This is a genomic window from Citreimonas salinaria (assembly GCF_900107235.1).
Classification (GTDB): Bacteria; Pseudomonadota; Alphaproteobacteria; order Rhodobacterales; family Rhodobacteraceae; genus Citreimonas; species Citreimonas salinaria.
The window spans coordinates 75,715-98,586 of record NZ_FNPF01000012.1 but is presented as its reverse complement, the minus strand read 5'-3'; the positions used below and the strand labels follow the sequence as shown (position 1 = coordinate 98,586).

Genomic DNA, 22,872 nt, shown 5'->3' with positions numbered 1-22,872 from the left:
GCCCCGACGACGCCTTGGCAGGACGAGCTTCTTCCTCGATGACCTCGGGGCCACGGCGTCGACCAACGGAATCGGATTTACCAAAAAGCTGTTGCGATTGATCTTTGGCTTTGTTCTGCGTTGCTGGCCGGCCCCGCGCCGCAAAGCGCGCGGCCGGCCATGGTGATGGTTCAGTCAGACGCTTCCGCGCTCTCGGCCGGGTCGTCAGCGGCTGGCGCGCCGGGCGTCTTGCCACTCGCGGCAGAAGCATCGTCCGATTTGCCCTCCGATTCCACGGCCGCTGCCTGTGCCTCCGACCCTGCCTGTGCCTTTGCCAGCGTCTCGAAGACGATCTTGTGATCGTCCGCCGACCAGGCCACCCGCACCCTGTCGCCATCCTCGATCCGGCCCGACAGCATCTCGCGTGCCAGCCCGGTTTCAAGCTCCGACCGGATCAGGCGGCGCAGTTCGCGCGCCCCGAATTCGGGTTGGAAGCCGACAGCGGCGAAGTGGTCGATCACGCTGGTGTCGAATTCAAGCGCGACGCCCTGCCCCATCGCGGTCTGTTTCACGCGCCCGAGTTGCAACTCGACGATGAGGCGTATCTCCGACCGGTTCAGCGAATGGAAGACGATGATCTCGTCGATCCGGTTGATGAACTCGGGCCGGAAATGCTGCCTGAGCACCTCCATCATGTCGGATTTCTGCTTCGCCTCGTCGAACCCCTTGGTCCCGCGCTTCTTGAGATTGCGCTGAATGATGTCGGAACCGAGGTTCGAGGTGGCGATGATGATGGTGTTGCTGAAATCCACCACGCGCCCCTTGCCGTCGGTCAGGCGGCCGTCGTCGAAGACCTGAAGCAGGATGTTGTAAACATCCGGGTGGGCCTTCTCGATCTCGTCCAGCAGCACGACCGAATAGGGCCGGCGGCGGACCTTCTCGGTCAATTGGCCACCCTCGTCATAGCCGACATAGCCCGGGGGGGCGCCGACCAGGCGCGCGACGGCGTGACGTTCGCCGTACTCGGACATGTCGATGCGGACCATCGCGTCCTCTTCACCGAAGATCGTCGCGGCGAGCGTCTTGGCAAGCTCGGTCTTGCCGACGCCGGTCGGGCCGAGGAAGAGGAAGGTCGCGGTCGGGCCACCGCCTTCGCGCAGCCCGGCGCGCGCCAGGCGCACCGCATCGGCCACAGCGCTGATGGCCTCGTCCTGGCCGATGACGCGCTCGTGCAGCCGATCTTCGAGCCTGAGCAGCTTTTCCTTCTCTTCGGTCGTCAGCTCGGTCACCGGCACGCCCGTGATCTTCGACACGATCTGCGCCACGTGATCCGCGCGCACCTCTGCCGTGGCCGAAGCCTGGTCGCGCTTCCAGATCTCGAGCAGCTCGTCCAGCTCCTGCTGCCTTGTTTCCAGCTCCCTCTTCAGTTCCGCGGCGCGGTCGAACTGCTTGCGCGCCGCGGCATAATCCTGCTCGCGCTTGATCTGCTGGACCTCGACCTCCAGTTCCTGCACGTCCACCGGGCGTGCGGTGGCGGAAATCTTCACCCGCGCGGCCGCCTGGTCGATCAGGTCGATCGCCTTGTCCGGCAGGAAGCGGCCCGTAACGTAGCGGTCGGAAAGCTCGACCGCCGCCATGATCGCCTCTTCGGTGATCTGGACCTTGTGGTGCGCCTCGAGCGTATCGCGCAGGCCGCGCAGGATCATGATGGCCTGCGCCAGGGTCGGCTCGTCGACATAGACCGGCTGGAAGCGACGTTCGAGCGCGGCGTCCTTCTCGATGTATTTCTGGTACTCGTTCAGCGTGGTTGCGCCGATCAGGTTCAGTTCGCCCCGCGCCAGCGCCGGCTTGAAGGTGTTGGCGATGTCGAGCCCGCCTTCGCCACCGCCCTGGCCCGCGCCGACGATGGTGTGCACCTCGTCGATGAAGAGCACCATCTCGTCCTTGTGCTCGGTGATCTCCTTGAGGATCTTCTGCACCCGTTCCTCGAACTCGCCGCGGTACTTCGACCCCGCCACCATCGAGTTGATGTTGAGCTCGACCAGGCGCTTGTCACGCAGGGCTTCCGGCACCTCGCCCGCAACGATGCGCTGCGCCAGCCCCTCTACGATGGCGGTCTTGCCGACGCCGGGCTCGCCGATCAGCACGGGGTTGTTCTTCTTGCGCCGCGCGAGCACCTCGATCGTGGTCTCCACCTCGCGGGCGCGGCCGATCACGGGGTCGAGCTTGCCTTCCCGGGCCAGCCTGGTCAGGTCGCGGCTGAATGCGTCGAGATCGGGGGTGTCCGAAGGCGCGTCCACCCGGCCCTCCTCGGCGCCGCGGCCCACCACCTTCGTCACCTGCTGGCGCAGCGCCTGGGGCGTCAGACCATACTTGCGCAGGATCGAGGCGGCCAGTCCCTCGCCTTCCTCGGCCAGGCCGATCAGCAGGTGTTCCGGGCCGACATAGGAATGCCCCAGCTCGTTCGAGGCTATGAAGGCGCGGTTGAGCGCATCCTTGAGCCGCGGGCTGACGCCGATCTCGCCTTCGGTCGGGTGGTCGCCGCGGGGCGCATCGGCCTCGACCTGCCGCTGCAGGTCGTCGGCATCGAGCTTGAACTGCTCGAGGATCTTGCGCACCACGTCCGAACCGGCAAGCGCCATCAGCAGGTGTTCCGTGTTCACCTCCTTGCGGCCAAGTTCGCCGGCCTTCTGGGCGGCCTCCTGCAACAGCTTGTTGCCCTGTTCGCTCAGCCGGTCGCCGAGACTGGCGCCGCCCGAGCCGCGCCGCGTTCCGCGGCGGGGGGATTCGGCGCCGAACGGTGCGTCGCCCGCGTCAGCTTCTCCGGCGCCTGCACGGCCAAGCCCGCCCTCGCGAAGCGGGCTGTCGTCGAACAGGCTGCCAAGGCCGCTGTCGCCGAAGAAGTCGTCGAAGAGCGAGCGCCGCCCGAACAGCGATTCCAGCGGCGAGGCGCTGCGCCCCGAGCGGCGCATCATCTCGCGGTAGTGCTGATCGCACAGATCCATGTCCCGCACCTCGCCATTGATCGAGGCGCGCACGCGTGCCGTGGCGGGGCGTTCGCAGATGTCGCATTTCCCGTTTGCCATACTTTTTGCCCTTTACTGGTCAAAAGTTGGCTTCAATGTACGACGGGCTTTCCGCGCGCGCCTTGCTCTAGATCAAGCGGCCCCGCCCTCGGGGCGCCGCACCCGGGCGGCAATGTCGGTCATCGCGCCGCCCCCTCCTGACGCTGCGTTCCGCGCGCGAGAAAGTCGTCGCGGCGAGGGCGATGGACGAACCCCGTTGAAGGCGGTGTTCGAAACCGCCGCCGAGGTGCTGGGCGCGCTGAAGAAGGCCTTCCGCGATCACGAGCAGCAGAAAGAACCGGCGTGGCGCGACTGAGCCTTCCAGCCGGGGACGGCACGGGCGCAGGCGCGCCCCGCTGCATGACGGACCTCCCCCGGCCGACCGGCCGGGCCCGCGCCTCGCCCCCGCCGGTCCAGGGGCCATGAGACTCCGCGCTCCGCGAGGACCGCAGGCGGGCATGGGACATCGCAACGGCTCCCTCCGCCTCGCGGCGGCGCGCCCGCGCCGGGACGACCTTCGAACCCGGCCGGCGACGCGACGCGCGCGGCCGTCGCCTGCGCACGCGCGGGGGCTTTTCGTGGAACGGCACGATGGGTCGCCGGCTTATTCATGCAGATGAGGCGGATGCCGCAGGCGCAGCGCCCGGAGGCGCGGCGCGCTTCCGGGGCGTCCACGCCGACCATTTGAAGGAGAAGGACCATTCCCGACAACGACATGAACCGCGGCCCGGACGCGTCGGACCTGCCCGACCTAGGCCGGACCGCGCTGTTTCTCGACTTCGACGGCACCCTCGTCGGCATCGCGCCCCGCCCCGACGCGGTGAAGGTCGCCCCGGGGCTCGAGGATGTGTTGAGTGAAATCCACGACCGCACGAAGGGCCGTGCCGCCATCGTGTCCGGCCGCAGCATCGCGCAACTCGAAGGCTTCCTGCCGACCTATTCCGGCATCCTCGTCGGCTCTCACGGCGCCGAGTCGCGGGTGGACGGAGCCTACGCGACCGCGGCCGAAGGCGATACCACCGCCTTCAAGGCCAGCCGCGACATGCTTCGGGCATGGGTCCGGCACCACGACGGCGTGCTGCTCGAGGAGAAGCCCGTCTCGCTCGTCCTGCATTACCGCCAGGCGCCCGAGCACGAGGACGCCTGTGCCGGCATCCTCGCCGCCCTGTCGCAGGTCATGCCGGGTTTCGTGGTGCGTCCGTCGAAGATGGCGCTCGAGCTGATGCCCGAGACCGTGTCGAAGAAGCGCGCGGTTGTGGACCTGATGGAAGGCTGGCACGAACGGACTCCGATCGCCATCGGAGACGACCGCACGGACGAGGACATGTTCCACGCGGCGGGTGCCGCCGGCGGCTACGGGATCAAGGTGGGCGACGGCGACACCGTCGCGAAGTTCCGTCTCGGCGGGGTCGAGGACGTCCATGCGCTGCTGCGGAACTGGGTCGAGAAAACGGAGGGTACTTCATGACGGGCCGCTTGATCGTTCTGTCCAACCGCATCCCGACCGGCGGGCCGCCCTCGGGCGGGCTCGTGGTCGCGATCCATGAATTGCTGGCGGCGCGCGGCGGTCTCTGGATCGGGTCGGCCGACGAATTCGTCGAGGTGCCGTCCGAGACGCTGCGGCCCATCGAGGGCGGCGAGGGATACGACAAGGCCGTCTTCGACCTGACCGAGGCCGAGCACGAGGAGTTCTACCTCGGCTACGCCAACTCGGTCCTCTGGCCGCTTTGCCACCACCGCACCGATCTCCTCGCGCTCGACCGTCAATACGCCGACAGCTACGCCGGCGTGAACGCCCGCGTCGCGCGGATGCTGGCGCAGATCGTCGAACCCGAGGACACGATCTGGGTCCACGACTACCATTTCCTGCCGATCGCCCTGGAGCTGCGCAAGCTGGGCGTGACGGCGCGGGTCGGCCTGTTCCTGCACATCCCCTTCCCGAACCTTCACGACATCGAGGCCCTGCCCGAACGCGACCAGTTCTACTTCTGGCTGGCGGCCTACGATCTGGTCGGGCTTCAGACCCAGGCGGACGTGGCGCGGTGCCTCGAAAGCTACCGCACGCAGCCCTCCGGCGAACTGATGCTCAACGGCCGCGTGAAGTTCGACGGCGACGCCTTCCAGGTCCGGTCCTTTCCGATCGGCATCGACGGCAAGGCCTTCAAGGCCCTCGCCGAAAAGCCGCTCACGCACGACCCGGCGCATATCCGCGCCGACGCACGGCTCATCCTCGGCGTCGACCGGCTGGACTACTCGAAGGGCATCCCCAACCGGGTGCGGGGGTTCGGCACGTGGCTGGAAAAACGCAAGCCCGATTCCCCGCGCGCGACGCTGCTTCAGATCACGCCCCCGTCCCGAGAGACGGTGCCGGCCTACCAAGCCATCGCGCACGAGGTGGAAAGCCTGGTCGGGCGTCTCAACGGCCAGTATTCGGAACTGGACTGGACGCCGATCCGCCTGATCGAACGCGCCGTCCCGCGCGAGACGCTGGCCCCCCTCTACCGGCAGGCGGACATCGCGCTGGTGACCCCGCTGGCCGACGGGATGAACCTGGTGGCGAAGGAATTCGTCGCGGCGCAGGACCCCGAGGATCCCGGCGTGCTGATCCTGTCGCAATCCGCCGGCGCCGCCGAGCAGATGACCGAGGCGCTGATCGTGAACCCCCACGACGCCGAAGAGGTCGCGGACGCGATCGAACGGGCCTTCATGATGCCCCTCGACGAGCGGCGCGCCCGCCACGAGGCACTGCTGCAGGTCGTCCAAGACACCGACATCTTCGACTGGGGCGCAAGCTTCCTCGACTGCCTGAACCGCGTCGAAAGGCGCGACGGCATGCCGGGCTAGGCATGTGCCGGGCCGCGGCCCGGCGCGCGGCGGCGGGCGTCAGCCTTCGTTGCCGGCCGCTCCGGGGGCGTCCCGGGCCAGCAGGCGGACGTCCTGCCGCGCCTGCTCGAGTTCGGCCAGCGCCGACGCGGTCTCGGACGCGTCGGCGCCAAGCAGCCGTTCGTCGGTCAGCGGCTGCACGGGCTTCCCGTCGACGACGATCTCGTAATGCAGGTGCGGCGCCGTCGACGTCCCGGTCGAGCCCACGCGCCCGACCGCGTCGCCGGCGGCCACGCGCTGCCCGTCCCGCAGCGCGTCGTTCGTCTCGCTCAGATGCGCGTAGAGGGTGTGCACGCCGCCGCCGTGGTCGATCTCGACCATCAGGCCGTAGCCGCTCTTCTTGCCCATGTAGACGATCCGGCCCGCCTGCGTCGCCAGCACGTCCGCGCCCAGCGGCGCCTCGAAATCCACGCCGCTGTGCATCCGCACGATGTTGTGGATCGGGTGCTTGCGCGGCCCGAAGGCCGAGCTCAGCCGCGCGCCGGCGATCGGCTGGTCGAATGTCCGCAGCAGCACGCCGTTTTTGTAGATCCGGGTGCGCAGGGACCGCGCGCCGGGCCAGAGCACCTCGTAGCGGTCGCCGCCGAGATCCAGCTGCGCGAAGTCGATCAGCGGCTCGCCGATCGCGCGGTCCTCCAGCCGGTTCTCGCGCCACGCGACGCGCAGGCGCTCGCCGCCCGCCAGCACGCGGCGCAGGTCCAGCGTTCCGGCAAGGACCAGTTCCAGGTCTGTGGCAAAGCGCGTGGGAATGCCCGCCGTCTCCAGCGCCGCGTAGATCGAGGACCCGATTTCCGCCGCGCCCGCCAGACGCACCGAGTCCAGGTCGGGCGGCACCACCCGCACCGAAGGCGCGTCGCCGAACAGCGCCCGGATGCGCACGCCGTCGTCGATCTCCAGCTCGGCCCTGCGCGGCGATCCGTCCGCGCCAAGCTCCAGCGCCAGGGCATGGCCCGGCTGCAGGCGCCTAAGCTCGAATTCCTCGCCCAGCGCCTGCGATACCTGGCGCCGCGTGACCGGGTCCAGCCCCGCCTCGGCCAGCAGCGCGGCAAGGCTTTCGCCCGGGCCGACGACGCGGGACCAGCGGGTCACGGGCCCGCCGTCCGCATCCGGTTCCGGCGTTGCTTCGGGGACGGCTTCCGGCCGGGCGACGACTGCATCCGGGGCGATGTCCGGCCCGGCATCCAGGACCGGCCCCGGCGCGTCATGCGGATCGACGCCGCTCGCCACGGACGCGGCGCCATCTTCGGCCCCGTCCACCGGCACGTCGTCACCTTGCCAGCGTGCCACGCCGATCCCGACGACCACGACGACGAACAGGCCGGTCCAGTATCTCAATCTGATGCGCAATCCGCCGCCCGTCTTTGTCTTTTTCGTTGTCCAAGCGGCCCGCGCCGAACCGCCACTTCTCCGGACATGCCGGAACCCGATGGTGGCGCCCAGGGGCCGCCCGCGACGGTAGCCGCGCGACCGATCTCTCGCAACCACCGGCGGGCGCTGCGGCGCCCCATTGCCGACGCCCGACCGAAATCCGCCGGTCGCCACGGATTGAGTTCCCGGCCGTTCCGGCCGATACGGTCGAGCTGACCGTAACCAGATGGAAAGGCGGCCAAGCTGATCGCCGTGACCCCTCCGATGCGCGCCCGCCCGGTTCGCGGCGCCGAGATTTGCCTCGCGCCCTTCGAAGCAGGCGCCTGCCGCGTGGCGCGGGGCGGCGCCCCGACGCGGCGCCCGGGCGCGCCATGACCACCTGGCACCACGAGGAGCGGCTCGCCGCCGTGCTCGCGGTGGTGCGCGACAGCAAGGCGAAGCGGGTCCTGGACCTCGGCTGCGGCGACGGCGACCTGTTCGTGCAACTGGCGGCCGAGCCGGGGATCGAGCGGCTGGCGGGCCTCGACATCCACGCGCCCTCGCTCGACCGGCTGCGCGCGCGGCTGGCCAAGACCCCGCCGCACGTGCCCCATGTCGAGCTGCGCGAGGCGTCGATGACTGATCCGACGCCCGACCTCGCGGGCTACGACTGTGCCGTGCTGCTCGAGACGATCGAGCATGTCGACCCCGACCGCCTGTCGACGCTGGAAGAGGCGCTGTTCCGGAAGATGCGCCCGGGCACCGTCGCCATCACCACGCCGAACGCCGAGTTCAACCCGCTGCTCGGCGTGCCGGCGCACCGGATGCGGCATCCCGACCACCGCTTCGAATGGGATCGCGCCCGCTTCCGCCGCTGGAGCGCGCGCGTGGCCGGCGCCTGGGGCTACCGGGTGCGGTGCCGGGACATCGCAGGTCATCACCCCGATCTTGGCGGCGCCAGCCAGATGGCGGTGTTCGAACGGGTCTGACGGGACCGGCGCAAGGGCCTGCGGACCACGCCAGCGACGGCGACGGCGACGGCGACGGCGACGGCGAAATCCTAACGGAAGATGAATCCGTCCCTGTAACCCATTGATTTGTGGTGGGCGCCCGCGTGTCCCACCGTGGGACACGCCGATTTCCCGCGCGAACCCGCCCCGGTCAGGCGCGGGCCGCGCGCCGGCCTCCGAACCGAAGGCGGACCCGCCACTCAGCGCATCAGAAGCACAGGCACCTTGCAGGAGCGCACCATCTCGGTCGTGGTCGACCCGATGACGAGGCTGCGGATGCGGCTGTGGCCGTAGGCCCCCATCACCACCATGCCAAAGCCCTCGTCCTCGACCAGCTTGCCCAGCACCTCGTCCGGCCGCCCCTCGACGATGCGGGTGGCTGCGTCGTGACCGGCCGCCTTCAGCAGCGCCTTCGCGTCCTCCAGACCCTTGCGGTGATCGGCGTTGTCGGCGCCCACGGTGACAATCTCGACCTGCAATTTCTCGAACAGCGTGCTGCGCGAGATGTGGTCGACCGCCTTCATCGCCGAGCTGCCGCCGTCATAGGCGACCAGCACCTTGTCGATCGGCTTGAAGGCGCGCGAGGCCACGACGATCGGACGGTGCGACGCGCGCACGACCCGTTCGAGGTTCGACCCCAGATGCCCCTTGGCGAAATCCGCAGCCTCGCCGCGCTTGCCGATGACGATGACGCGGGCCTCTCCCTCGATCTCGGAGATCGCCTCGACCAGGTCGCCATGCCGCAGCCGGGTGGTGATGTCGGTCACCCCGTCGCGGTCGACGATGGCGCGGGCATCCTCGAGAATGGCACGACCGCGGTGGGAGACGAGCTTGGCGCGCTGCGCGTCAAGCTCGGCCAGTTCCTCCATCAGCTGCGTCCGCGCGCCCAGCCGGATCGAGCCGGACAGGTCCTGCTTCTGCGGCGCCTCGCGGCGGCCAAGCACGTGGAGCAGCTCGACCGGCGCCTTGGTCCGCTCGGAAATCCAAGCAGCGTGGTCACAGACGCTTTCGGAGTAGAGCGAGCCGTCGACGAGCGCGATGATCTTCTGTGTCATGGTCTTCCCTCCCTCAATGTCCCATCAACTTGTCCATGGCGCCGGGCTTGTCGTGGATGGCAAGCCGGTCGACCAGCGTCTCGGTCGCCCGGTTCATGCCGACCACCTCGACCTCGGCCCCGTCGCGGCGGAACTTGAGGATTGCCATGTCCAAGGCCTGCACGGAACTGATGTCCCAGATATGCGCGCGGCTGACGTCGATGATGACGCGTTCCGGCGCCTCGCGAAAGTCGAAGGCATCCATGAAGTCCTCGACCGAGCCGTAGAACAGCTGGCCCTCGACATGATAAGTGCGCACGCGGCCGTCGTCGCTCATCTCCGAGCGGACGCCGAACAGCTGCGCGATCTTGCCGGCAAAGAAGATGCCCGACAGCAGCACGCCCACCAGAACGCCGATGGCGAGGTTGTGGGTGTAGACCACGGTCACGACCGTCGCGATCATCACGATCGAGGACGATCGCGGGTGCACCGTCAGGTTCTTGATCGACGACCACGAGAACGTGCCGATCGAGACCATGATCATGATCGCCACCAGCGCCGGCATCGGGATGATGCTGACGAGGTCGCCGAGGCCGACGACGAGGATCAGCAGGAACACGCCCGCCACGAAACACGACAGACGCCCGCGGCCGCCCGACTTCACGTTGATGATCGACTGGCCGATCATCGCGCAGCCCGCCATGCCTCCGATGAAGCCGGTGGCGGTGTTGGCGATGCCCTGCCCCACGCATTCCTGGTTCCGGTTCGACTTGGTGTCGGTCAGATCGTCGACGATGTTCTGCGTCATCAGGCTTTCCAGCAGGCCCACGACCGCCACGGCGACCGAGTACGGCAGGATGATCATCAGCGTGTCGAGGTTCAGCGGGATCTGCGGGATCAGGAACACCGGCAGCGTGTCAGGCAGCGCGCCCATGTCGCCCACCGTGCGCACGTCGAGACCCAGCGCGAAGGCCAGGCCGGTCAGCACGATGATCGTCACCAGCGGCGACGGGATCGCCGTGGTCAGAAGCGGAAAGCCGTAGATGATCGCAAGGCCCGCCGCGACCATCGCGTAGGTGACCCAGGAGACGTAGCGGGGGTCGAGCTCGGGCAGCTGCGCCATGAAGATCAGGATGGCCAGAGCGTTCACGAAGCCGGTCATCACCGATTTCGAGACGTAGCGCATGACGAAGCCGAGCCTCAGCGCGCCCGCGCCGATCTGCAGGAGGCCTGCCAGCACCGTCGCGGCCAGCAGGTATTCCAGCCCGTAGTCGCGCACCAGCGTGACCATAAGGACGGCCGTCGCCGCCGTGGCGGCCGAGATCATGCCGGGCCGCCCGCCGGCGATGGCGGTAATCACCGCGATCGAGAAACTCGCATAGAGGCCGACCTTCGGGTCCACGCCTGCGATGATGGAAAAAGCGATGGCTTCGGGGATGAGCGCGAGCGCGACGACGAGGCCGGCGAGCAGATCGCCGCGAACGTTGCCGAGCCACTGCGCGCGATAAGCGTCGAGTGAAAACATGAAGGAAATATCCGATACCGAACGCAGCCCGTGCGTTCGGTCGTGCACATGCACCGTTGTCTGTCGTTGTCCGGCGGATCGGCGGCCGGAAGAGCCACCCGGCATTGCGGCCGGGTCCAGTCTGCTGCTCGGCGGCCTAGCCCGCGTGGTTCGGAAACGCAACCATGACCCGGATCGCGAGGGCGTCCGGGCGAATTGCCGTGCCAGTTTTCGCACGATTTCCGGACGATCCCGCTGACCGAGGGACGGACCGCACCGAACCTGATCGCGCACCCCACGGCGGCGGGAAGGTCGTCGCGGCGAAGCTGAGTCTTGAGCGTGCCTTCCCCGCCAAGCACCTCGACATTGGCGGGCTTCGGCCAGTCAGGCACGTGCTCGTCATCGAACCGCGCCCAAGTGCGCAACGTCTACTTCTGCGCAACGTCTACTTCGACACCTGCGCCGGCATCGAATGCTTCTTCGAGTTGATCGAGGTCCACGACATCCTGCTCGCCTCGGAAATGGCAAGCGGGGTCAACGGTGTCGGCCCCGGGCACGTGTTCGAGGAGACCAAGCGAAACATCGACGCGCTGGACCTGTCGGAGGGCGGACAAGACCCAAGGCATTTGAAGGGAATGCCTGGCGTGGAACTGCTCCGGCCGCCGAAGCGAAGCGCGATCCAGGTGGATGCGGTTGCGAACGCTGACGCGCCGCATCCCGCCCGCGTCAGGCGCCGCGCCGGATATGTTCCAGCATCACTTCGGCGGCCGAGGCGTCCATCGGGATGCTGGACGGCACGTCGCAGATGTCCGGCTCGGCGAAAAGCTGCTTGATGGCGCGGTCCTCGACCAGCATCGAATAACGCCAGCTGCGCATCCCCATGCCCTGGTTCGAGCGGTCGACCAGCATGCCCATCCGGCGCGCGAATTCGCCGTTGCCGTCGGGCAGCATCATCACCTTCTCGACGCCCAATGCCTTGGCCCACTGGTACATGACGAAGGCGTCGTTGACCGCGGTGCAGACCACCCGGTCGATGCCCTCGGCGATGAAATCGTCGTGCAGCCGCTCGTATCCCGGCAGATGACTGTCGGTGCAGGCCGGCGTGAAGGCGCCCGGCAGGCCGAAGACGACCACGCGCTTGCCCGCGAAGATCTCGTCGGTGGTGATGTCCCGCCACTCGAACGGGTTGTCCCCCTCCAGCTCGGGATTTCTCACGCGGGTGTGGAAGGTGATGGCGGGAACGGTCTGGGGTGTCACTTTTCTACCTGCACTTTCTTGTCACGGACAGCGTGGTCCCAAGGTAGCCCGTATGCCGCCCCGCCACCACCGTGGTCCCGGCACGGCCCGCGGTTGCCCGTGCGCCCGCTCAAGGCCAGGCGGACAGGTCCGTGGGCGGCGGGCGCGGCCGGTCGCTGGACCGGAGCCGGCGGCGCCAGGTCCCTGGGGGGATGCCCTCGATTCCCTTGAAGAAATGGTTGAATTGCGAACCGCTGCCGAAGCCCAGGCGCTGCGCGATCTGGTCGACGGAAAGGGTTGATTGCTCCAGCAGGCGCCGCGCCTCGAGCATCGTACGCTGGCGGATGATCAGGCCCGGCGGGCGGCCGAAATCGCGCAGGCAGGCGGAATGCAGCCGGTCGCGGCTGACGCCCAGCGCGTCGCAGAAGCCCGCCACCGGCCAACGTTCGCCCAGATGCGCCTCGATCAGCGCGATGAAACGGCTGCCCAGCGGCGAGCCCGCGAAACCCGCGCGCATACCGTGGGGTCCGGCCTTCAGCGCGCGGTACAGCGTCACCAACAGGATCGACAGATGCGCCTCGACAAGGCTGGCCGACATGGGGCGATCCTGCCGCGTCTCGATGGCCAATCCTTCGAAACAGGCCTGAAGGGTCGCGGCGTCGCCGTCGTCCTCATCCAGCGAGACGACATAGCGCCGCTCGGCCATGTAGCCAAGTTCGGCCGCGTGGGGCGAATGGCGCAGCGCGACCGACAGCAGCGACGGCCCGAGGACAAGGTGATGGCCGCGGCTCCCCGGTGCCACCACCAGCCGGCCCTGCGGGCTCCACGGCGCCCACAGCAGGCTGGGCCCCTGCAGCCGCTCCGCCGTCTCGTCGATCTGCAGCGACGCCTGTCCGGACGTCAGCAGCAAGGCGCGGACGTTGTGCACGCCCATCAGGCCGGACCGTCCGAAGACCAGCGATTGCAGCCCCGCGCGCAGCGGTTCTGCGCGCAAGGGCGTCTCGGTCGGTGCGAGGCGGGCCGTGTCGTTCATCGATGACTTTCGCGCGAATGCCGGAAATCGACAATTGTGGCCCACAAAGTGACATTTACCCTGCGTGAATTGCAACTCATCCTGCGGTGATCCGGGGGGAGAGATCCGGCCAGAATCGTCGAACAAGGTTTGGGAGGATCATGTTCGAAGCCCGCGCCATCATCGGCGGGAGAGATCCCGCGCGTGCGCCCAGCGCGACGTTCGACCGGACCGATCCGTTGACGTCCGAGGTCATCACGCGCGCCGCTGCCTGCACCGAGGCGGCGGCGGCGGATGCCGCCGGCGCGTCCGCCGCCGCTTATCCCGCCTGGGCAGCCACCGATCCGGTGGCGCGGTCGCAGGTGCTGCTGCGCGCGGCCGACCTGCTGGAGGCGCGCAAGGCCGAATTCGTCGAGGTCGCCCATCGCGAGGTCGGCGCGACGCCGGACTGGATCCACTTCAACATCGCCGTCGCCGCGGACACGTTGCGCCATTGCGCGACGCTGACCGACCGCATCGGCGAAACCCCCTACGAGACCGGCAGGCCGGGCATCGCCTATACGCGCATCACCCGGCCGGTGGGCGTGGTGCTGGGCATCGCGCCCTGGAACGCCCCGGTCACGCTGGCGGTGCGCGCCATCGCGGCGCCCCTGGCGCTGGGCAACACGGTGGTGCTCAAGGGCTCGGAACTGTGCCCGCGCACGCACGAGCTTGTCGCCCAGGCGCTGCTGGATGCGGGTCTGCCCGATGGCGCGATCAACTACGTTGTCAACGCCCCCGACGACGCCCACGCCGTGGTCGAAGCGCTGATCGCGCATCCGGCGGTGCGGCGGGTGAACTTCACCGGCTCGACCCGCGTCGGACGCGAAGTGGCGCTGATCGCCGCGCGGCACCTCAAGCGGTGCCTTCTGGAACTCAGCGGCAAGGCGCCGGCGATCATCCTCGCCGACGCCGACGTCGCAGCCGCGGCGCGCGCCGTGGCGCAGGGTGCTTTCTTCAACCAGGGCCAGATCTGCATGTCCACCGACCGCGTCATCGTCGAGGACACGATTGCCGAGCCTTTCGTCGCCGCCCTTCGTGCCGAGACCGAGGCACTTCGGCTTCCCGATCTTACCGCGGCCTCGGATTCAACGGGCCAACTGATCACCGCCGACGCGGCACTGCGCGTCAAGGGCCTGATCGAAGACGCACTACGCAAGGGCGCCACGCTGGTCACCGGCGGCGAATCCTTCAACCGACTGATGCAGCCCACCGTGCTCGATCACGTCACGTTCGGGATGCGGATCTACGCGGAAGAGACCTTCGGCCCGGCGCTGGGGATCATCCGCGTCGCCGATGCCGACGAGGCGGTCAGCGTCGCCAACGACAGCGATTTCGCCTTGGCCGCGGCGGTCTGGTCGGAGGATATCGCCGCCGCCGCCGGGGTCGCGCACCGGATCGAGGCCGGGATCGTCCACGTCAACGGCTCGACCGTCTATGACGACCCCGCCCTGCCCTTCGGCGGCCTGAAGGCGTCGGGCTACGGCCGCTTCGGCGGCGACAGCGTCGTGGCCGAGTTCACCGAGACCACTTTCGTCACCCAGCCCCGCGCGACGGCGGGCAACTAGGCGCACAGCGCCACAACAGAGGAGGACCCACCATGAAACGCAGGACTTTCGGAGCCATCGGCCTTGCCGCGATGCTGCTGGCCAGCACCGCATTCGCCGAGAACCACGCGCCGACGCTGACGGTCGGTGCGGTCGCGCCCAAGACCGGCCCGCTGGCCGGCGGCGCGGCGGTCAGCTACTGGCCCAACGTGCGGCTGTGGATCGACGACGTGAACAGCCGCGGCGGCCTGATGGTCGACGGCACGCAGCACATGCTGGAACTGATCGAGTATGACGACCAGACCAACCCGGGCGAGACAATCAAGGCCGTGCAGCGCCTGGCCACCCAGGACGAGGCCGACATCATCCTGCCGCCCTACTCGACCGGCCTGAACCTAGCCGCGGCACCGATCTTCAACCGCTTCGGCTATCCGATGATCACGGCAACCGCGACCGTCGACGACACAAAGGCGCTGGTCAGCCAGTTCCCCAACGTGTTCATCTCGCTCGGCGGCGCCAAGCCCATCACCGAAGGTGTGGCCCAAGTGCTGAGCGACCTGCGCGACCGCGGCGACATCGGCAACCGCGTCGCGATGGTCAACGTGGCCGACGCCTTCGGGATCGAGCTGTCGCAGAACGCGCGTCCTGCGCTCGAAGCGGCCGGCTTCGAGATCGTCTACGACACGTCCTATCCGCTTGGCACTCAGGACCTGTCGACCGTCATCAAGGGCGCCGCCGGCACAAACCCCGACGCCTTCGTGGCCTGGTCCTATCCGCCCGACACGTTCGGCCTGACCGAACAGGCCCAGATCGAGGGATTGAACCCCGGCGCGTTCTTCACCGCCGTCGCCACCGCCTTCCCGTCCTATCAGGCCCGCTTCGGCGACAGCGTCGACGGCGTGCTGGGCATCGGCGGCGTGGATGCCGACGGCGAGGCCTTCCAGGAATATGCCGCCCGGCACGAGGACGTGACCGGCGAGAAGCCCGACTTCTGGGCCTCGGCCATGGTCTATTCCAGCTTCCAGGCGCTGGAGCAGGCGATAGAGGCCGTGGGCACGATGGATAACGAGGCGATCATCCAGCACATCAAGGACAACAGCTTCGACACGGTGATCGGCACGCTGGACTTCGACGAGAACAACAACAACCCCGCGTTCTGGACCGTCGGCCAATGGCAGGACGGGTTGTTCCACGGCGTCGCCTCGACCGGCCGCGAAGGCGCCGCCGAGGTCCGGGCCCGCGACGCGAACTGAGCCTGAATACGCCCGGGGGCCGCAGGGTTCCCGGGCGCTGCATGACCGACGGGGGCGGGATGGACATCATCATTACCGGGCTGGTGCTGGGCGGCACGTATGCGCTGATCGCCATGGGGCTGAACCTGCAATACGGCATGGCGCGGATCATGAACCTGGCCAACGGCGAAGTGCTGGTCGTCGGCGCCTTCGTCGCCTTCTGGCTGTACACCGCCGGGCAGGTCAGCCCGCTGCTGACGCTGTTCGTCGTGGCGCCGCTGGCCTTCGCGCTGAACTGGCTGATCTACCGCTTCATGCTGCTGCCGCTGGTGCGCCGCGCCAAAAGCCAAGGTCAGCTCGAGGTCGACTCGATCCTGGTGACCTTCGGGCTGTCCTTCGTTGGCGTGGGCCTGATGCTGGCCTTCTTCGGCGGCGACTATTTCAGCTATTCCTACCTGGCGCGCCCCGTCCGGATCATGGGCGAGACCTACGGGCTCAATCGCATCGTCGCGTTCCTGGGCGCGGTGGTGATCGGCGGGCTGCTATACCTGTGGCTCGAACGGACGCGGCCGGGCCGCGCGATGCGTGCCATTGCGGTCGACCCGAAAAGCGCTCGGCTGGTGGGGATTGACGTGCCGCGCATGTCCGCGCTGGCCTTCGCGCTGGGCGGCACGATCACCGCGATGGGGGGCGCGCTGCTGTCCACCTACCTGACGCTCGATGCCTCAACGGGCGTGCTGTTCACGCTCAAGGCGCTGGTGATCGTCATCATGGGCGGCGTGGGCGACCTGCGTGGCACCATCGTCGCGGCGCTGCTTCTGGGCCTGCTCGAAACCTTCGTGGCGGCCTGGATCGACCCCGGCCTAACGTTGGCTGCGGCCTACCTGCTGTTCGTCCTCATCCTGCTGTTCCGCCCGCAGGGCCTGTTCGGGAGAAAGGCATGACCCCTTCGCGATCCGAGGCGGCCCGTATCGGCTGGGTCGTTCTGGCCCTTGCCGCCGCCGCGACCCTGCCGTGGATCGGCAGCTCGTATTATCTGGCCCTAGGCGTGACGATCGCCACGTTCACCGTGCTGGCCACGTCCTGGGCGATCTTCTCGGGGCCAACGCATTACATTTCGCTGGCGACGGCGGCCTTTTACGGCGTCGGCACCTACACCACCGGCCTGCTGATCGAGACCATGCCCTACTGGTCGATCCTGGCCATCGCGGGCCTGATCGGGGCGGCGGGCGCCGCGCTGGTCGGGCTGGCGACGCTGCGGCTGTCCGGGGTCTATTTCGTGATCTTCACGCTGGGCCTGGCCGAGTTCGTGCGTCAGGTGCTGACTTGGGTCCAGAACCTCACCGGGCAGAAGGGCATCTACGTCCTGACCCAGATCACCGAGGCCCAGATCTACTGGCAGCTGGTTGGTCTTGCCGCGCTCGTGTGGCTGGCGGGCTGGCTGATCGGACGCTCGCGACTGGGCTTTGCGCTTCGCATCATCGGCGACGACGAGGAGGTGGCGCGCCATTCCGGCATCGACACCGCGATGGCGAAGGTGCTGCTGTTCATGATCCCCGGCGCCGCGGCGGCGATGACCGGCGCGATCCTCGCGCCCCGCTTCGTCTACATCGAGCCCGCGGTGGCGTTCAGCCCGATGCTGTCCTTCCAGGTCGTCATCATGGCGCTGCTGGGCGGCACCGGGCGATTGTGGGGGCCGCTGGTCGGCGTCATCCCCTTCACCTTCCTGTGGGAGGCGATCTCGAGCAGCTTCCCGAACCAGACGACACTGCTGCTGGGCCTGACCTTCCTGCTGATCGTCTACCTGCTGCCGCGCGGTTTCGTCGGCCTGTTCCTGGACCTGCGACAGCACGGCGGCGGCACCTTCCGTCGGGCCGGGGCATGACCATGCACCCGACCGTCCTTTCCCTGCGCGGCGCGACTAAGCGGTTCGGCGGCCTCGTCGCGGTCAATGCCCTCGATTTCGACGTGCACGAGAACCAGGTGCTTGGCCTGATCGGGCCGAACGGATCGGGCAAGTCGACGACGCTGAACCTGATCTCGGGCGCGCTGCCCGCCACCGACGGCGAGATCGTGCTGCGCGACCGCGATATCACGCGCCTGCCGCCGCAGGCCATTGCGCGTCTGGGCGTGGCGCGGACCTTCCAGCTGGTGCGCCTGCTGCCGTCGATGAGCGTGCTGGAAAACGTCATGGCCGGCGCCGTCTTCGGCCACCGGCGCAGGTGGGGCCGCGCGGCCGAGACGCATGCCCGCAAGATGCTCGACCGCGTCGGGATGGGCCGCAAGCTGCATCTCGGGATCGGCCAGCTGACCTACATCGACACCAAGCGCGTCGAACTGGCGCGCGCCCTGGCCGGTGAGCCCCGCGTGCTGCTGCTGGACGAATGGCTGGCCGGGCTGAACCCGACCGAGCTCGAGGAAGGCGTGGCGCTGATCCGCAGCTTGCGCGACGACGGCCGGACGATCGTGCTGGTCGAACACGTGATGGATGCGATCCGCTCGCTCTGCGACACCTGCGTCGTCATGGCGCAAGGCACCAAGATCGCCGAGGGCACGCCCGAGGCCGTGCTGTCCGACCGCGAGGTGATCCGCGCCTATCTGGGGGACGACGATGCTTGAACTGCGCGACGTATCGGTCAGCTACGGCAAGCACCTTGCGCTGGAGAACGCCGCGCTGAAGGTCGGCAAGAGCGAGATCGTGGTGATCCTGGGCGCCAACGGGGCGGGCAAGTCGACGCTGCTGAAGGCGATCAGCGGGATCAGCGAGGGCCGCGTCACCGGGTCCGTTTCTCTGGGCGGCGAACACCTGACCGGCCTGCCAGCGCACCGCATCGTCGAGGCCGGCGTGGCACTGGTTCCCGAAGGGCGCGGCGTCTTCGGCGAGTTGGACGTGATCGAGAACCTGCTGCTGGGCGCCTACGCGACGCGCGCGCAGGACGACCAGCAGGCGAATCTCGACCGGGTGATGACGCTGTTTCCCCGGCTGGACGAACGACGCCGCCAGCAGGTGCGCACCATGTCCGGCGGCGAGCAGCAGATGGTCGCCATCGGCCGCGCGATGATGTCCTCGCCCGAAATACTGATGCTGGACGAGCCCAGTCTCGGCCTGTCGCCGCTGCTGTCGAAGGACCTGTTCGCCAGCCTCAAGACCGTGCGCGACGCAGGCATCGGTATCCTGCTGGTCGAACAGAACGCCAAGGCCAGTCTTGCGGTCGCGGATCGCGGATACCTGCTGGAGAACGGGCACATCGTGCACGGCGCCTCGGCGAAAAGCCTGGCCGGCGACCCGGCGGTGCAGGCGGCCTACCTGGGCGGCAAGGCCAAGGGCATCGCCGCCCGCCCTGCCACGGCGGCATCCGCGCAGCCCGCCCCGCGGCCCGCGGCCGGGCCATCCCCGTCGGACATCGCCGCCGCGGCGGTGGCCAGCGTGCGATCGGCGCCGCGCCCGGCGTCGGATGCGCTGGAGAAGCCCGCACGCCCGAAACAGGCTGCTGCCCCGAAACCGGCAGTGACTCCACCAGCCAGGCCCGCTCGGCCGTCCGGTGCGCAGCGCTCTGCGCCGGTCTCGGGCCAGGTGCACGGCATCGCGATCGGCGATCTTGTCGCGCGCGCCTCGGAAACGTCTCGCACGGCCGCCCGTTCGGTCCGCGCCGTTGAGGCGCCCGAGCCGGTGATACGTGCCGGACACGCGGCCCCACCGCCGCGCGACCTGCCCCGCCTCGACACCGACAGCCGCGACCGGCTGTCGCAAATCCTCACCGAGATCGAGGAGGCCGCCGCCCGCGCCGAGGCGTGGCGGCCCTCCCGTCGCAACTGATCCAGCCACAGGAGCCAGAAAGATGCTCGATACCGCCCAATCCGGACCCGTCGTCAAAGGCATGTACATAGCCGGCGAATGGGTCCCCGCCGCCACCACTTTCGAGGACCTGAACCCCTCGGACAACAGCCTGTACGCCCGCATTCCCGACGGTACGCGGCAAGACGTGCGCCGCGCCGTCGACGCGGCACAGGCGGCCTTTCCCGCGTGGTCGCAGCAACCGTTCCACCACCGCGCCCACGCGCTGCTGAAGATCGCCGAGACCTGGGACCGCAACAAGGAGCGCTTCGTCGCCGCCGCCGTGGCCGAGGGCGGCGGCTGGTTCGGCAAGGGCATGTTCGAGGCCGGCTACGTGGCCGAGGTGTTCCGGTCCGCCGCGGCGCTTTGCTACCAGAACATCGGCGAGGTGCTGCCCTCGGAACACGGCAAGTTCATGACCGCCGTGCGCGTGCCCTTAGGCGTGGTCAGCGTGATCTCTCCGTGGAACATGCCGGGCATCCTGACCGCGCGCGGCTTTGCGGCCGCGCTGGCCGCGGGCAACACCGTGGTGCTAAAACCGTCCGAGGACACGCCCTATGCCGGCGGGCTGTATTTCGCCGAAATCCTCGAAGAGGCGGGCATCCCCGCGGGCGTGTTCAACGTCGTCACCTGCTCGCGCGACAGCGTGACCGAGGTGGGCGACGAGATGATCGAGAACAGCCGCGTCAAGGCGATCTCGTTCACCGGCTCGACCGCGGTGGGCCGCCACATCGCCGCCAAGGCCGGCGCGCACCTCAAGAAGGCCTGCGTGGAACTGGGCGGCAAGGACAGCCTGATCGTGCTCGACGACGCCGACCTGGACCATGCCGCCAAGGCCGCGAACTTCGGCAGTTTCATGCACCAGGGCCAGGTCTGCATGTCGACCGAAAAGATCCTCGTGCAGGACAAGGTCTACGACGAGTTCATGTCCCGCTTCCTGGCGCGCGCCGCGCGGCTGAAGACCGGGCACACCAACGACCGCGACAACGTGATCGGCCCGCTGGTCAACACGCGCCAGGCACTGCGCGTCAAGGCGCTGATCGACGACGCGGTGTCCAAGGGCGCCAAGGTGGAACTGGGCGGAAACGCCTGGGACAACTTCGTCGAGCCCACGGTGCTGACGAACGTCGATACCAGCATGGACATCTGGCACGACGAGACCTTCGGCCCCGTGGTGATCGTCAGCCCCTTCCGCACCGACGATGAGGCGATCGCGCTGAACAACGACACGGAATACGGCCTGACCTCGGCGGTCTTCTCGCGCAACGAGGCGCGCGCGCTGGCGATGGCGCAGCACCTGGAAACCGGGATCGCGCACGTCAACTGCCAGAACATCAACGACGAACCGCACGTGCCCTTCGGCGGTATGAAGGCCAGCGGGGTGGGCCGATACGGCGGGCGCTGGTCGCTCGATGCGTTCACGGAACTGCGCTGGATCACGCTGGACCGCGGCGGGCGCCATTTCCCGCCAGCGTTCTGATCGCGGCCCGAGGGGAGGAAAGACTATGACCGTCACAGCCTGGATCATCCTTGCAGTCGTCGTCGCGGCCGCGCTGGTCGTGCTGGCCGCGTGGTTCTTCGAGCGCGCCACCAACGAGTTGTCGCTGGTCCGCACCGGCATCGGCGGGCGCAAGGTGGTGATCGAGGGCGGCACGCTTGCCATCCCGTATTTCCACCAGGTCAGCCGGGTGAACATGCAGACCATCCGCATGGAGGTGCATCGCACGGGCGAGGCCTCGCTGATCACCAAGGACAGGATGCGTGTCGACGTCGGCGCCGAGTTCTACGCCAGCGTCATCCCCGACGACGACTCGATCGCGCGGGCGGCGCAGACGCTGGGCAACCGCACCTTTCATGCCGATCAGCTGAAATCGCTGGTCGACGGCATGATGGTCGATGCCCTGCGCGCCGTTGCCGCACGCATGACCATGGACGAGTTGCACGAGAACCGCGGCGCCTTCGCCGCCGAGGTGCACGGTGCGCTCAAGGACACGATGGCGCGCTACGGCCTGCAGTTGGACAGCGTGTCGCTGACCGACCTGGACCAGACACCGTTTTCGTCGCTGGACGAGAACAACGCCTTCAACGCCGTGGGCATGCGCCGGCTGGCCGAGATCATCGCCGACAGCAAGAAGACCCGCGCCCGGATCGAGGGCGACAGCGCCGTCGCCGTCCGCGAGGCCGAGGTGGAAGCGAACCGCCGCAAGCTCGAGATCGAGCTGGAGCAGCGCCGCGCCGAGATCGCGCAGACGCAGGAGATCGAAATGCTGCTGGCGGCACAGCTGACCGAAGTCGCCCGCCACAAGGCGCAGGCCGAGCGCGAGGCCGCCCATGCCCGCATCCGGATGGAGCAGGACGTTCAATCCGCCGCCATCGCTCGCGAACAGGCGATCCGTGAGGCCGAAATCGCGCAGTCCCGCGCACTCGACCTGGCCGAGCAGGACCGCGCGATCGTCACGGCCGCGAAAAGCCGCGAGGGCAGCGCCGCAGAGGCCGCCGCCCGCAAGGCGCGCGAGGCCGTGATCGAGGCCGAAGAGAACCTCAAGACCCTGCAGCAGATGGCCGAGGCCGAGCGGCGCCGCAAGCTGGCGCTGATGGCCGCCGAGCAGGAGGCCGAGGCCAACGCCGCGCGCGTGCGCATAACGTCCGAGGCCGATAAGGTTGCCGCCGCCGCCAAGGGCGAGATCGGCAGGCTCGAGGCCGAGACCCGGCGGATCCGCGCCGAGGCGGACGCCAAGGGCGTCGCCGCGCATATCGAGGCCGAGAATACCCGCTCGTCCGAGACCGTGGCGCTGGAACTGGAGAAGGCACGGCTGGACGCCATGCCGAAGATCGTTGCCGAGATGGTGAAGCCCGCCGAGAAGATCCGCGGCATCAACATCAACCACGTCACCGGGCTGGGCGGCAGCAACGCTGCGAGCGCGGGTCCGGTATCACCGATCAACCAGACGGTGGATTCGATCCTCGAGATGGCGGTCAGCCTGCCGGCGATGAAACGGCTGGGCGAGACCATCGGCATGGACCTCGAATCCGCTCTGGATACCCGTCCGAAGGACGGCAAGACCGGCGGTAGATGACGGGGCGCCGCGGGGAAGCGGGCCTGCCGGCCCTCTTCCCTCGCGTCCGCGCGCGTCGCTAGCCGGTTGAAC

The 22,872-nt window shown here is 68.5% G+C and carries 18 protein-coding genes and 1 other annotated feature; of the genes, 12 read left to right on the top strand and 6 right to left on the bottom strand.

What is annotated here, in order from left to right; genetic code table 11:
- Positions 1-170: 170 nt before the first annotated feature.
- On the bottom strand, positions 171-2,984 hold the full coding sequence (locus BLW27_RS14455; RefSeq protein ID WP_281242760.1) for an ATP-dependent Clp protease ATP-binding subunit: 2,814 nt from the start codon (positions 2,982-2,984) through the stop codon (positions 171-173).
- On the opposite strand from BLW27_RS14455, the gene BLW27_RS21225 reads away from it, so the two are divergent.
- From BLW27_RS21225 to BLW27_RS14445, 3 genes are all read left to right on the top strand, one after another.
- Positions 2,983-3,360, top strand: a complete 378-nt coding sequence (locus tag BLW27_RS21225; RefSeq protein WP_177177912.1) for a hypothetical protein — start codon at positions 2,983-2,985, stop codon at positions 3,358-3,360. The genes BLW27_RS14455 and BLW27_RS21225 overlap by 2 nt on opposite strands.
- Positions 3,361-3,759: 399 nt before the next feature.
- The gene (otsB, locus tag BLW27_RS14450) at positions 3,760-4,512 is read left to right on the top strand and encodes a trehalose-phosphatase (RefSeq protein ID WP_089884177.1); all 753 of its coding nucleotides are present in this window, start codon (positions 3,760-3,762) and stop codon (positions 4,510-4,512) included.
- Positions 4,509-5,888: an alpha,alpha-trehalose-phosphate synthase (UDP-forming) gene (locus BLW27_RS14445; protein ID WP_089884175.1), complete on the top strand. Its 1,380-nt coding sequence runs from the start codon at positions 4,509-4,511 to the stop codon at positions 5,886-5,888. Before otsB ends, BLW27_RS14445 begins: the two co-directional genes overlap by 4 nt.
- A 39-nt stretch (positions 5,889-5,927) precedes the next feature.
- Here BLW27_RS14445 and BLW27_RS14440 read toward each other — a convergent pair whose 3' ends face one another.
- Positions 5,928-7,262: a M23 family metallopeptidase gene (locus BLW27_RS14440; protein WP_245710890.1), complete on the bottom strand. Its 1,335-nt coding sequence runs from the start codon at positions 7,260-7,262 to the stop codon at positions 5,928-5,930.
- Positions 7,263-7,666: 404 nt separating this feature from the next.
- Between BLW27_RS14440 and BLW27_RS14435 the strand changes: the two genes are divergently transcribed.
- Positions 7,667-8,263, top strand: coding sequence for a methyltransferase domain-containing protein (locus BLW27_RS14435; protein ID WP_089884173.1), 597 nt, complete (start codon positions 7,667-7,669; stop codon positions 8,261-8,263).
- A 221-nt stretch (positions 8,264-8,484) separates the two neighbouring features.
- Here BLW27_RS14435 and BLW27_RS14430 read toward each other — a convergent pair whose 3' ends face one another.
- From BLW27_RS14430 to BLW27_RS14410, 4 genes are all read right to left on the bottom strand, one after another.
- Positions 8,485-9,339 (bottom strand): universal stress protein, encoded by an 855-nt coding sequence (locus tag BLW27_RS14430; RefSeq protein ID WP_089884171.1) that lies wholly within the window; start codon positions 9,337-9,339, stop codon positions 8,485-8,487.
- 13 nt (positions 9,340-9,352) lie between these two features.
- Positions 9,353-10,843, bottom strand: coding sequence for a SulP family inorganic anion transporter (locus tag BLW27_RS14425; protein ID WP_089884169.1), 1,491 nt, complete (start codon positions 10,841-10,843; stop codon positions 9,353-9,355).
- Positions 10,844-10,907: 64 nt separating this feature from the next.
- Positions 10,908-10,964, bottom strand: a sequence feature (sul1 is cis-regulatory element that is thought to sense ions involved in sulfur or methionine metabolism; They are found in Alphaproteobacteria).
- Positions 10,965-11,548: 584 nt separating this feature from the next.
- A complete protein-coding gene (locus BLW27_RS14415) occupies positions 11,549-12,079 on the bottom strand; it encodes a peroxiredoxin (RefSeq protein ID WP_089884167.1) in 531 nt (176 codons plus the stop codon).
- Positions 12,080-12,188: 109 nt separating this feature from the next.
- The gene (locus BLW27_RS14410) at positions 12,189-13,091 is read right to left on the bottom strand and encodes an AraC family transcriptional regulator (RefSeq protein WP_089884165.1); all 903 of its coding nucleotides are present in this window, start codon (positions 13,089-13,091) and stop codon (positions 12,189-12,191) included.
- A 140-nt stretch (positions 13,092-13,231) separates the two neighbouring features.
- Between BLW27_RS14410 and BLW27_RS14405 the strand changes: the two genes are divergently transcribed.
- From BLW27_RS14405 to BLW27_RS14370, 8 genes are read left to right on the top strand one after another with little or no spacing between them, the layout of a single operon-like run.
- Positions 13,232-14,677, top strand: coding sequence for an aldehyde dehydrogenase family protein (locus tag BLW27_RS14405; RefSeq protein WP_089884163.1), 1,446 nt, complete (start codon positions 13,232-13,234; stop codon positions 14,675-14,677).
- A gap of 32 nt (positions 14,678-14,709) precedes the next feature.
- Positions 14,710-15,909 carry an amino acid ABC transporter substrate-binding protein gene (locus BLW27_RS14400; RefSeq protein WP_089884161.1) on the top strand — a complete coding sequence of 400 codons (1,200 nt, stop codon included), beginning with the start codon at positions 14,710-14,712 and terminating at the stop codon, positions 15,907-15,909.
- A 59-nt stretch (positions 15,910-15,968) separates the two neighbouring features.
- The gene (locus BLW27_RS14395) at positions 15,969-16,832 is read left to right on the top strand and encodes a branched-chain amino acid ABC transporter permease (RefSeq protein ID WP_089884159.1); all 864 of its coding nucleotides are present in this window, start codon (positions 15,969-15,971) and stop codon (positions 16,830-16,832) included.
- A complete protein-coding gene (locus tag BLW27_RS14390; RefSeq protein ID WP_089884157.1) occupies positions 16,829-17,773 on the top strand; it encodes a branched-chain amino acid ABC transporter permease in 945 nt (314 codons plus the stop codon). Before BLW27_RS14395 ends, BLW27_RS14390 begins: the two co-directional genes overlap by 4 nt.
- Positions 17,770-18,507, top strand: a complete 738-nt coding sequence (locus tag BLW27_RS14385) for an ABC transporter ATP-binding protein (RefSeq protein ID WP_425429299.1) — start codon at positions 17,770-17,772, stop codon at positions 18,505-18,507. Before BLW27_RS14390 ends, BLW27_RS14385 begins: the two co-directional genes overlap by 4 nt.
- Complete coding sequence (locus BLW27_RS14380; protein WP_089884153.1) at positions 18,500-19,705, top strand: ABC transporter ATP-binding protein; 1,206 nt, start codon at positions 18,500-18,502, stop codon at positions 19,703-19,705. Before BLW27_RS14385 ends, BLW27_RS14380 begins: the two co-directional genes overlap by 8 nt.
- A gap of 22 nt (positions 19,706-19,727) precedes the next feature.
- Positions 19,728-21,203 (top strand): aldehyde dehydrogenase family protein, encoded by a 1,476-nt coding sequence (locus BLW27_RS14375; protein WP_089884151.1) that lies wholly within the window; start codon positions 19,728-19,730, stop codon positions 21,201-21,203.
- 25 nt (positions 21,204-21,228) lie between these two features.
- A complete protein-coding gene (locus BLW27_RS14370) occupies positions 21,229-22,800 on the top strand; it encodes a flotillin family protein (protein ID WP_089884150.1) in 1,572 nt (523 codons plus the stop codon).
- Positions 22,801-22,872 lie beyond the last annotated feature (72 nt).